General features: G+C 71.1%; 1 protein-coding gene (cut by a window edge). It reads left to right on the top strand.

Going from position 1 to position 13,246, the window contains the following annotated elements; all coding sequences use genetic code 11:
- Positions 1-13,246, top strand: the 3' portion of a protein-coding gene (locus QSK25_RS04085; protein WP_285632839.1) for a hypothetical protein. Its footprint begins 17,270 nt before the window's first position; 13,246 of the gene's 30,516 nt are visible here — the last part of the coding sequence; its start codon lies off the left edge, out of view; the stop codon is at positions 13,244-13,246.

The following is a 13,246-nucleotide window of genomic DNA, read 5'->3' as shown; positions in this document are numbered from 1 at the left end:
GTGGTGGGACGCCAAGGCGAAGGTGGACGGCGAGATCAACTCGTTCAACCACCCCACCCCGCCGCCGGTCCCGCCGAAGGACGGCAACGCGCCGGCGCACGCCGAGACGAACACCAGCGCGGACACCGACACGCCGCCGCCCGCCCCGCCGAAGGACACCGCGGAGACCAGCCGCGCCGGTGCCGAGGCGAGCTCGTCGCGTCCGGCACCGCCGGACGCCCCGCCGGCTCCCCCGGTCCCGAACGGCCGCAGGGACGTGCCGAAGGTCGGCGCGCCGCCGAAGATGACGCCGCCGACTCGAGAGTCCCACGCGGGCAAGGACGTCCTCACCGACGAGTCGTGGCGGCACGACCCGGCGAAGACCGCTGACTGGTTCGCGCCGAGCAAGCCGGCCGACCCGAGCACGTGGGCCGACCGCCGGGCGAACGCGAACGTCAAGACCGTCGACGTCGTCGTGCGCGACGTCCGCACGGACAGCACGCCGTCGAAGCTGAAGTCCTACAAGGGACTCATCAACTACGACCTGCGGCGCATCGAGACCTCGCCGGGCAACTTCGTGCAGGAGTACACCGTCAAGGTGCACCTCGACCCCGCCGCGAAGGTCCACGCGGAGGTCGTGGCCGAGCTGAAGGCCAACGCCACCAACGGCGTGAACTCGTTGCTGAACCAGGGTCACCGGCTCCCGAGCGGCGACCAGTTCCACCTGAACCTGGAGTTCGTCGACAACAAGGCCGACGCGCACACCAGCATCAAGGTCGACCCGAAGAACCCCAACGTCGACCAGAAGCACTGGAACCCGGACACCAGTCCCGAGGTCCTGGCCCACGAGACGCTGCACTACCTGGGCGTCCCGGACGAGTACAAGGACACCAGCCGCGTCTTCCAGCAGCACGACACCAACTCGGGCGTGCACCAGAACGACGGCGGCATGATGGGCGCCGACGTCCACGGCAAGGAGCCCGGCCTGCGGCCGCGGCACCTGTGGCTCGTCGAGCGCACCGCGAACAGCCAGGTCATGGTGCCCGACACCAGGCTGGACCACACCGGCCCGATCACCACGCCGCGGGACACCACGTGGGCACGGGAGAGCCACGACGGCGACACGCGTCCCGGCAAGAAGCGCGACGAGCGGGACTTCGACAACGACAGCGACGCCGAGACCCAGCCGTCCGGTGCGGACAAGAGGTCCCGGCAGGAGGACGCGGCGCTCGCAGCCGACGTCGAGAACCTGACCGCCAAGTTCGGCCAGCTCGACCTCGGCCCGGTGGACTTCAAGTACAACCAGGCGTTCGCGAAGCTCTCGGCGGACGCCGTGCCGATCCCGTCGCGGCAGGAGCACGTCGGCAAGCTGCTCAGGAGCGTCGAGCAGAACAAGCCGCCGTCGTTCGTGGTCAACATGATCGTCGGGCACGGCCAGCTGAGCGATCCGGAGACCGGCATCAGGTCGGTCGTCGAGTCGATCACCGCGAACGCCGGTGACCTGAAGAAGGACATCGTGTTCGTGGTCGGCGTCAACGGCAAGAAGGGCGACGAGAGCGCGCTCGACGTCGCCATCGCGAACGCCAATCGCGAGATCGCCGGGCTCGACGTGCCCATCGCCCTGGTCAGGCTGGACCCCGTGTCCGCGGCCGCCTCGGCGAAGTTCCCGTACGGCGACATGCGCAACGACACGATGACCAGCAACGCGACCAAGTTCGCCGTCGGCGCGATGCTGGGCCGCGACACCCACCCGTACCTCTCGATCCAGGACTTCGACACCGGCTCGCGTCTCGTGACCGGTGACCGCAAGGACGTCTTCAACCACTTCCGCGACTCGATGAGCCCGGAGGGGATCGCGCCGCTCCGCCCGTTGATGTACTCGGGCGGCTACCGGGTCGGTGACGCGGACATCAAGGGCCAGGTCGAGGCGCGGATCGACAAGGAGACGAAGAAGCTCAACGCGGAGGCGGGCAAGCTTCAGAACCAGATCAACAACCACAACCCGAACGCCGCCGCGAAGGGCAAGGGCAAGGGCGCCAAGTTCGACCCGGACAAGGCCGAGGCCAGGATCGCGGAGATCAAGGCCCGCAAGGAGGAACTCGAGGCGGCCAGGGCCGAGATGAACGAGCCCGGCTTCGTCGAGGACTTCGAGCAGGCCATGCGCGACGACATGGACGCGCGCGTCCGGCAGGCCGACGTGAGCCCGTTGCTGCCGTACTCCCCCGAGCCGAACCTGTTCGTCGACGCCGTCGTCCCGCTGGTCGACCCGCAGGTCAGGTTCAGCAAGGACGACGCGGAGTTCAACGGCCTCGGCAAGTCGATGAACCAGTTCGCGGCCCACGAGCTCGTCGAGATCCACGCGGCGCAGGCCGTGCACCGGAAGTCGGGCAACGACCGCCAGACCCAGATCGCGAACATCGCCTCCGGTGCGGCCGTCGACGGTGCGAACAACCGCAACCCGTTCCGCGGTCAGAACTTCTCCACCGACTTCGTGGACGGCGCGGTGAGCACCGACCTGTCCCGCCTCGCGCTCGAGTACGCCGAGCGGGGCCGCAGGTCGTGGCCGCAGTCGCACGTCGACTGGACCACCGTGCCGAGCCGGTTCTTCGGTGCGGGCCCGGACGTCGTCGACCCCAAGAAGGTCGCCCAGGCCGCCAAGGCGGCCAAGGAGGGCACGGGGCCCAAGGACATCCGCAACGACTTCAAGTCCAAGGAGCACGCCGAGCGCGAGCCCCAGCAGGTCAAGCACCACGAGTACGACTACGACCCGGAGACGGGGCGCCACGACCAGACGTCGGTCGACCCCGGTTGGCAGCCGGACGACTCGACCGACGGGGACGCCCGCAAGCTGGGGTGGCAGGACAAGAACACGCTGAACCGGGCGGTCTCGGCCCCGATGAAGGCCGGGATCGGGTACTCGGGTCTCGACTCGGGCGTGCCGCCGGTGTACACGCCGCCGTTGCCGCCGGAGGACAAGGGCAAGAAGAAGGCCGCGCCGAAGGGGCCGAAGCTCACGAAGGAGGAGAAGGCGGCACAGCAGGCGGCGGACAAGGCGCTCCGGGAAGCCGAGAAGCAGGCCGCGCTCGAAGCACTGCCCCCGATCGACGCCAGCACCAAGCAGCACAAGATGGCCGCGGCGCTCGCGATGGCGTTGGCCGACAACAACAGCAACGTCACCCGGACGTTCGGCACGCTGGAGCACGGCGTCCTGCAGTACGCGGCCGAACCGCGCCCGAACGGCCTGTTCGACGCCGCCGCGAACGCACTCGGCAACGATCCCCGGACGTCGACCGACCTGCGCAGGGAGACGATCGCCAAGGCGGCGAGCGCTTCCCCCGCGGTCACCACGAAGATCGCGCGGTACCGGCAGCAGCACCGCCTGGCGAACGGCCACGTGGCCACCGCGTTCCTCGAACCGGGCCCCGCGCCCGAGACCAGGATCCCCGCCGGCTTCACGCCGGCGCCCGGTGAGCCGACCTCGCCCGGGATCGACCACACGGGCACGCCCGGCGACGTCGACCCGATGGAGCAGTCGGCGTTCGACCAGGCCGAGGCCGACGCGAAGGCGGCCGACCACGTCAAGGTGCGTGCGGCGGAGAACCTCGCCGGTCACGTGCTCGCGACGCAGCTCGGCCGGCCGGTGGTCTTCCACCGTCCCGGTGAGTCGTTGACGCTGCAGCCGTTCACCGGCACCTCGGCAGAGCCCGCGCTGGAGTTCGAGGTCACGCCGAACGACGACACCGGCAAGTCGACGTTCCGGCCGTACGACCCCGACGCGATGGACGTCGACGACGCGCCGACCCGCCAGGCACCGCCGCGCCAGGACGGTCCTGTGTGGACGGCCCCGGAAACCGCGGACGTGGACGCCGAGCCGGACGTCGAGACCCGTCCGGCGCCGCCGAAGCCGAACCCGGTCGTCCTCCCGATGACCGTGCTCGCGCCGCCCGCGGTCGGCCAGGTCATGCCGGGCACGCAGGCGTTGCCGGGCTTCTTCCAGGACAACAGGGCGCTGGGCACGATCGCGCCGACGGACGTCCGGGGTGCCGAGAACGTCACGAACGCGATCTCGAACCTGAAGGCCGACGACGCCGCCCGCATCCAGCAGGCGATCAGGGGCGACTTCGAGTCGTTCCTCGACTCCGGCCGCAACTTCCAGGTCAAGATCGGCAACAACGCCTACGAGGTGAACGTCCGCGCCACCATGCAGGCGCAGACGGACACCGCCCCGGTCGACGCTCCGGGCGTCAAGGTCGACGCGACCGCCCAGTCGGGCACCTCGTCCTCGGCCACGCACACCGTCGCGACGGCCAACGACATCGGCGGCTCGGCCACGGCCGGCGTCGCGATGGGCCCGTACGGCTCGCTGGGCGGCAAGGCCCAGTTCGCCACACCGGCGCAGTCGCAGAGCACGTCGTCGTCGCTCACCGACCAGCGGATCATCCGCGCGGGCGAGGGGTCGACGCAGGCGGTCGTGAAGGTGGCGTACGAGATCACGCTGACCGACGCCAAGGGCGGCCACACGACCGTCGGCACGGTCGACACCGGCACGGACGTGACGCTGCAGGTCCCGAACGACCTCGCGGTGATCACGGGCTCCGGCACCGCCAAGGACGGCCACAACCCCGCGGATCCGAAGTGGGGCACCAAGCTCGAGCACCCCGCGCCCGAGGCCGTGACGGTCGACAACCAGGTGAAGGCGTTCGAGGACGTCGCGCGCAAGCTGCACCCGTCGATCGTCAAGGTCGGCTCGCCCGGCCGGGAGGCGCTGCAGAACTTCCTGTCCCCCACCGAGATCCGCAACAACCTCGGCGCGATGCTCGGCGGCGCGTACGTCACGTCGCCGGACCTGGTCAGCCCGCACGCGAGCAAGGGCGCGGCGGTGCAGATGACGGCGACGCTGCAGAAGGCGGAGCTCGTCGGCACGCTCGGCACCGGCCAGCTGCGCCTGCACGAGTCCTCGGCGCACAGCAGCGGTGTGTCCTCGACGACCAAGTCGGGCGGCGACGTCACGGCCGGGTTCGGCGGCAACATCGGCGTGCCGAACGCGGTCGGCGGCCAGGTCGGCGCCACGCTCGGGTACTCGGCACGCACCGCGGAGAACGTCAACGCGGGCATCAACACCGCGCACAAGAGCGGCATCCAGCTCAAGGGCGACACCGGTCTGTACAAGGTGACGGCCGAGGTCGAGGTGCGCACGCCGTCCGGGGACAGCGTGAAGATCCCCGTGACGACGTACCTGCGCGTCGGTCTGCCCGAGGCCGCGCAGGCCGGGCTGCCCACGCCGGACGGGACGCGCGCCTCGATCGTCGACGACTCCAACAAGGGCAGGAAGTTCCCGCCGCCCTACCTCGGTGACGCGATCGCCACGGGCAACGCCAAGGTCGGCGAGTTCGAGGTGGCGGCCGAGGTCCAGCAGCAGGTCGAGGCCGAGCTGCGGAAGGTGCCGGGGCTCGAGAAGTTCCTGCCGAGGTGGAACGAGGCCGGAGCGGACCCGCGCAGCGGCAAGGGCAAGGACTTCGCGGACGTCGCGGAGCAGCTCGCGAACCAGCGCAGGCTGACCTCGCAGCTCTCCCCCGCGGCGTTGCGGACCAGCATGGACAGCCTCCTGGGTCCGGGTGTCCAGGTGCAGCTGAAGAACAGCGGCCGCTCCACCAACACCTACGTCAACGTCACGGTCAAGGCGAAGGTCAGCGACCCGAAGCACCTCGGGCAGGCCGACCTGCGCAACGTGCGCGACGCGTCGTCGACCGGCCCGAAGCTCGACAGCTCCTCCAGCACCACCAAGGGCTGGAGCGGCGGCGTCGAGGGCAAGGTCGTGATCCCCGGCCAGACGTCGGTCGCGAAGCTCACGCCGACCCCGCAGGCGGGCGTGAAGTACAACCACTCGTGGACCGACAAGACCACCGCCGGTCCGACGGTGAACAGCACGTCGCTCAACGTCGGCAGCCCGAACGCCCAGGTGTTCCGCGGCGACGTCGAGTTCGAGGTCGAGATCACCACGTTCACCCGTCCGCGGGCCTGGGTGCGGCGGATCGTGCCCGGCGCGCCCGGTTTCCAGGCGCCGGTGCAGACCACGGTCGCGAAGACCGGTGACGGCGGGCTCGCCCCGATCAAGGGCGAGGTCAACCTGTGGGTGTCCGACAGCTCCACTTTGGACACCGATCCCGGCAAGGGCTTCGAGCCGGGGACGCCGGAGCCGAAGGCGCTGGACAAGGCCCCGACCGTCAAGGAGCTGCTGAGCACCCGCAACCCGGACAAGGCACCGGACTTCCTGCACGTGGAGGCCGTCGCGAACACGACGGCGCTGCGCGACCAGGCGATCGACGCCCTGAACCGCGCGGCGGGCGGTGACTCGGCGCTGACCGTGCCGGGCACCGCGTCGCGCGCGCAGATCGACAGGATGTTCTCCCCGGAGAACATCAAGGCGAACCTGCGCACGCTGACCGAGACCGGCATCGGGGAGCAAGGCCTCAAGTACGACCGCAGGCTGCTCGACCGGACCGGCGCGATCGGCGTGAAGTTCGGGCTGAGCAACCCGAAGATCGTGTCCATTTCGGACGACACGGCGACGGAGAACGCCAGCACCGGTGGCTACAAGGCCGGTCAGACGTCGTCGACGAGCCGGTCGGTGGACGTGACCGGCGGCATCAACGTGCCGATCAAGCCGAACGACCCCGCCCCGCCCGCCGGTGAGCCCACGCCCGCCAGCGGTGCCGGTGGTGTCGCGGTGGCCGGCAAGATCACGCCGTGGTCGGATTCCAGGTCCTCCGGCAAGGAGGTCGGCGGCAGCCACGACCGCAACCGCGTGACGCCCTCCGGCGCCCGCACGGTGCTGGTGCAGCTCGACGCCGACGTCACCGTGGTCGGCGAGAGCCGGGCGGCCAACTTCATCGCGGGCTCCAAGCCGCACGCCGAGGGCGCCACGGTCTCGCTGCCGAACTCCGTGTTCGTGCGGGTGACCGAGGACGTCGCCAGGGAGATGGGCCTGCTGCCCGACGTGCAGCCGGACGTGCCCAGGCCCGAGTTCCCGAAGATGGCGCCGCCCGCGACCGTGGCTCCCGGCGAGCCCGGCGCGCTGGGTCTGTCCACCGTGGAGAGCGTGCCGGACCTGTCCGGTGTGGTGTCGGACCTGTCGACGAAGGTGAACGCCAAGACGTCCAAGCGCTTCGGCGGCTCGCTGCTGCCGGACTCGGTGCTCGACGACTCGATGAGCAACCTGCAGCGCCTGGTCGACTTCAGCTCGCCCGCGAGCGTCAAGGCGATGATCGACAGCGCACTGGACGGCGGCGTTCCACTGCTGGTGCACCAGCCAGGCACGTTCGGCAAGGACTCCTACCAGGTCACGCTGAAGGCCAAGGCCGGTACGCCGGAGTTCGTCGACGTCGTCAACGACGGCGTCGAGATGGAGTCGACGATCACGGGCTCGCACAAGGTGACCGACGGCCAGGGCCGCGGCACCGGCTGGGGCGTCGGGCTCAAGGCACCGGGCCTCGCGGCGCCGGGCAGCGCGAACCCGAACGTGTCCGGCACTGCGGGTGTCGCGGCGGCGGCGAACGTCGGTTCGTCGACGAGCAGCTCGGTCAGCACGTCCACGACCGACCAGTTCTCGGCGTTCCGCGCGGGCAGCGGACCGGCGGCGCGCTACACCGTGCCGATCGAGTTCGAGCTCGTGGTGGAGAAGGGTGACAAGGTCGTCGCCTCGCAGCCCAGCGGGGTGCAGTCGATGACCGTCCGCCTGCACGCGGACAACCAGAAGGTCGGCGGCACCGAGGCGCCCGCGCCGTACACGAAGACGCAGACCACCGGTACCGCGGCGGACGCCGCTCCGGACGCGGTGGACGCGTGGAAGGCGGGCGGTGCCTCGTTGCCCGCCGGTGCGTCGGTGGAGAACTTCCGCGGTGCGGCGGACCTGCGCACGGCCGCGCTGGACGCGTTGAAGGGCGCGGGTGCGGGCAAGGGCCTGACCGGCAAGGGCACGGGCTCGTTGAACAGCCTGCTGTCCACGCTGAGCCCGGAGAACCTGCAACCGCACCTGCCGTCGATGCTGTCCGGGCCGCTGTCGGTGCCCGGCCTGCACGAGGCGGCGCTGACGTTCGGGCAGGACGCGGACGTCAAGGTCTACGCGAAGCTGGTCGACCCGTCGCTGGGCGCGCTCAGCGACGGCGTGGCGCTGGAGAACCCGAGGACGCAGGTCACCGCGACCAGCACCGACTCCAAGGTCGCCGACACCGGTGACGTGTCGGTCGGTCTCGCGACCGGTGGCGCGGGCATCAAGCAGAACACCGACCCCGGCGACAACGTGGCGGTCGCTGTGAGCGGTGTCGAACTGCGACACGCGGCCGAGGACTCGTCGGCCGTCGGCGGCGGCCAGACCGACAACAAGGTCAACAACCTCAAGCCGAAGGCCACCACCGGTCTGGTGCGGTTCGGGGTCGAGTACCGCGTGGTCGCGACCATCGGTGGCAAGACCTCCGTGGTCGACCTGTCGGTGCCTTCGTCGGCCGCCGTCCGCATGCCCGTCGCGGACGCGCAGGCGTTGCTGGGCCGCCCGTTCAGCCCTGAGCTGTCCGGTGCCCAGACCCAGGTGAAGGCCGCGGCCGACGCCTGGCGCACCGCCGAGGTCACCGTCGACACCCGCCGCCACGAGGCCCAGCAGGTGATCAACGACGTGGCGGCGACCAACGCGCGCGCCGACTCGTCGTTCACCCCGGTCCAGATCGCCTACAACGCGGCGATCCAGACCCATCTCGACGAGCAGGCGAAGCTGCCGGCCCTGGAAGCCCGCGCCGAGACCGCTCGCCTCGAGGTGGCGCGGACCCTGGAGCAGATCAACGACCTCGCACCCAAGGTGGGCGGCTTCGGCGCGCTCGCCATGACCGCGCAGTTCGAGATCGACGACGCCCGCACGGACGTCGAGACCAAGGCAGCCACCGTGCAGCGCCTGGAGGCCCAGCTGGCCGCCAACCCCGGCCTGCAGCCCCAGGTGGACGCCGCCCGCCGGTCGCACGCCGAGGCCGAGACCGCGCTGCGCACCGCCGAGGCGACGTTCGACTCCACGCAGAACTCCATGCGGGAGACCCAACGCCGGCTCGACGCCGCCAACGCGGCCATCAGCGACCTCCGCGCCGAGGCAGGCGCCCGCCGCGCCGACGTGGCGGCCCAGCAGCAGGTCATCGCCCAGGCCCAGGCGGACCGCCTGGCCGCCAAGGCGACCCACGACCAGGCAGCCGCCCGGCTGGCGCAGGACCGCGCCACGCAGGAGGCCCTGGTCACCGCGGCCGAGACGCGCCTGAACGACGCGCGGCGGGCGGCCGACGACCTGCAGCAGGAGTGGTGGAAGAAGAAGGCGGAGGTGGACCGGCAGATCGCCTCGTTCAACGCGCCTCCGGCTCCGGCGGCCGGCGGGACCGACGGCGGGACCGACGGTGGTGCCGGCGGCGGGACCCGCGGTGGGACTCACGGCGGCACCGACGGCGGCACCGGCGGGACCCGCGGCGGCGCTGACGGCGAGACCGATGGCGGGACTGACGGCGAGACCGACGGTGGAACCGATGGCGGAACCGATGGCGGCACCGATGTGCCTCCCCAGCCGCCCGTGATCACCGTGACCGAGGCTTCGCCCAGCGACACCGACCACGACACCGTCGTTGTGCTGTCCGCCGAGGCGTCGTCGTCGACCCGTCAGGCACCGCAACCGCCGCACGCCCCCGCAAGCGGCGAGCCGACCACGTCCGCCCCGGACACCAGCGCTCCAGACGTCGAAGCTCCGGCCAGCGTCCCGGACGTCGTGGTGGCGAGCCACCTGAAGTCCCTGACCGCGGACGCGATGACCGACGCTCCCCCGCTGGTCAAGCAGGTCGAGCAAGCCCTGCCCACCAGCCAGGGCGCAGGCCTCTTGCGCGCCTCGGTCGTCCTCGACACCAGGACCGCCGACGTCGCCACGCTGATCCAGCGGCACGGCGCCGCCCAGGTGGCGAGGGCGTTCGAGAAGGAGTTCGGTCACCCGGTCATCGGCACGGCCCAGCAGGCGCAGTTCGGCGACCTCGCCGACCCGCGCAGCCGGTCCGCCTTCGAGGCCTGGGCGCACCGCATGTGGGACGCCATCGGCACCACGCCGTCCTACACCGCCGACCCGGACCAGCTCGCCACCGACGTCTTCGCCCACGGCATGGGCTACGACCACGGCGCGAGCGTGGCGCAGGAGGCGGCGTTCAGGGACGTCGTCGAGGCGCCGGTGCCGGGCGGCACCACGGTGTCCGAGAGCCCGGCGGAGTCCGCAGTGGACACCCAGCCCGAAACCCCGGTCGCACCCGAGACCGCTGCTGAAGCCGCCGTCGAAGCCGAGCCGGAGGTCGAGGCCGCCCCAGCGGCCGACACCACCGCCGAAGCCGAGCCCGCGGTCGAAAGCCCGGTCGAGGCCGAGCCGGTCGCCACCGTCGAAGCCGAGCAGCCCGCCACCCAGGCGGACCCGCTGCACAGCACCGACACCACCGCCGACTGGTTCGACCCGCGCACCCCGGTCTCCTCCGAGGCCATCGCCCACGCCCGCGCAACCACCCCGGCCACCAGCTGGGTCCGCGGCGAAGCCGGTGGCGTGCTCGACTCCACCAAGGTCGGCCCGAACGGCATCGCCATGCAGGCCTGGCGCGGCCCCATCACCTACGACCTCCGCACCCTGGAGGTCGACGGCGTCCAGGTCCGCGACTTCACCGTCAGGCTGCACCTGGACAACGGCACGCCGGACGTGCAGGACCGCACCCGTGCCGGCGTCGAGGAGATGTTCAACCAGGGTTACCGGCTGCCCGGCGGCGAGCAGTTCCACGTCACCGTCGAGTTCACCGACGACCCCGCCGACGCGCACGCCACCGTCGCCGTCACGAACGACCCCGACGGCCGGGCCGACCAGCTCACCTGGCCCTCGCACACCGACCAGCGCAGGCTGGCCCACGAGGTCGGCCACTTCCTCGGCCTGCGGGACGAGTACGTCGAGACCGGCCCGGTGAAGCCGATCTTCCAGCACCAGGACGGCAAGGGACACGTCGTCGACGACAACTCCCCCATGAACGACGGCATCGGCGAGGCGGACGCACGGCTCAAGCCGCGCCACCTCCAGCTGGTCTCCGACCGGATGGCGGCGCTGCAGACGCACAACCCGCCGCAGCGGCAAGCCGAAGAACGGTCCGAGCTGCCCCCGCCGCACATGCCCAAGCGCGGCAACGAGGAACTCGGCACGGACCCGGCGGCCGACCCGGTGAAGCGCACCCGTGAGGACCTCGAGGAACTGTCCATCGAGGACACCCAGGACGCCGAGATGCGGGAAAGCACGTTCAACGAGCACGGCGTGCACAACGCGGCGTACGAGAACCTGGCCCGGGGCCACGAACTCGTCCAGCTCACCGCGGACAACTACCTGCAGCGCACCCAGCACGGCATCGACCACGACGAGAAGCCGTCGTTCGTGGTCAGCATGATCGTGCGGGCGAGCGAACTCGACCAGCTGCCGGCCGTCGTCGACGGTGTCATGGCCGGCGCGCAGGACGTGGACGGCCGGGTGGCGTTCGTGCTCGGCGTGAACGCCGGGACGCAGGCCGAGATCGACGCGGCGATGGCCCAGGCGGCGCCGGTGATCGGTGGCCGGACCGAGCCGATCGCGCTGGTGAGCGTCGTGCACGGGCGGAAGGGCTTCAAGTTCGGCGAGACGCGCAACGCGACGCTGGAGAGCGACGCGCACGCGTTCGCGGTGACCGCGCTGGCGGCCACCGGGACGCACCCGTACGTCGCGGTCATGGACTTCGACCCCGCCGACCGCACGACCAGGCAGGGCGGCCACGTCTTCGACCACGTCACCCAGCTCGTGGACGGCAGGGTCGGCGACGACGCCGGCGCGCCGACGAGGCCGTTGCTGATCGGCGGCGGCTACCGGGTCGCGGTGTCGCCCGAGCAGCTCCACGCCGACGTCCTCGACCGCATCGACAACGACCCGAGCACGACCGACCAGCAGAAGGCGGAGTTCAGGGAACAACTCGGCGAAGAGAACTTCTACCACGACTTCGTGCACGCCATCGACGCGGACATGCAGGCGCGCAGGACGCAGCAGGGCATCCACCCGCTGCTGCCCTACACGCCGGAGCCGAACCTCTTCGTCGACGCCCTGGTGCCGCTCACCGACCCGACCGTCCGATTCGGACCGGGCGGGGCGGAGTACGGCCAGCTCAGCCAGTCGCTCAACCGGTTCTACGCGGCGGAGCTCGCGAAGCTGCACACGCCGCAGGACGCGAGCGACATGGCCGCCGCCACCGAACGCGCCAAAGTGGACGTTCAGAACAACCGGCACCCGGTGCGCGGCGAGGCGTTCAAGACGGACTTCGTCGCGGGTGACACCGGCACGGACCTGTCCAGGATCGCCTACGGGTTGATCAAGGACAGCAAGCTGCCGCAGTCGCACACCGCGCTGCCGAGCGTGTCGGAGCGGTTCTTCGACGGCAGGCCCGCCAAGAAGGGCACGAAGTTCGCCGACGAACGCGACCGGCTCGCCACCGGTGAGCACGCGCTGGTGGAGCCGTTCCTGCCCCCGGCGGACGGCGAGACGAAGACGACCTGGCAGCCGCCGAAGACGATGGCGAACCAGCTCGGCGCGTTGCAGAAGAACAAGATGAACCCGGCGGTGTCGGCACCGATGCCCGCGCCGTTCGATCAGATGCAGGCGGGCATCCAGAAGGACCAGAAGCTCGTCGCGGCGCACGGGGTGGTGGCGTCCGACCACGTCAGCACCGCGCAACGGCAGCTGCGGTACCTGAACGAGGACGTGCTCGTCCGCCAGCCGGCGCCGCCCGTCACGCCCAACGGCCTGTACTCGGTCGTCGGCCAGGCCCGCGGCGTCGACCCGATGACCCTGCGCAGGGAGGTCGTGCGGCTCGCGGCCACGCACCAGAAGGTGACGAAGGCCGTCGCGGACTACGGCGTCGGCAGGCCGATGCACCAGGGTCACCTGTACGGGTCGCTGGTGGAGAACGCCAACTGGCGGATGCACAGCGACGCGAACGAGAACAACGGCTGGCAGAACGCCCGTGACCTGCTCGGACACCTGATCGCGACGCAGCAGGGCGTCAACGTCCGGATCCACCGGGCAGGTCACGCGCCGGTGCTGCTGGCGCCCCTGGGCCCGCCCTTCCCGGACACGGTCGAGGTCGAGCTGGTGCTGGAGGGCAACCAGGTCACCTACCGCCCCTACCAGGGAGGACTTCAGCAGGACGTGCAGATGCATTAG

The organism is Lentzea sp. NBRC 102530 (assembly GCF_030269365.1).
In the GTDB taxonomy this organism is placed as follows: Bacteria; Actinomycetota; Actinomycetes; order Mycobacteriales; family Pseudonocardiaceae; genus Lentzea.
This window is presented reverse-complemented; position numbering and strand designations above follow the sequence as displayed.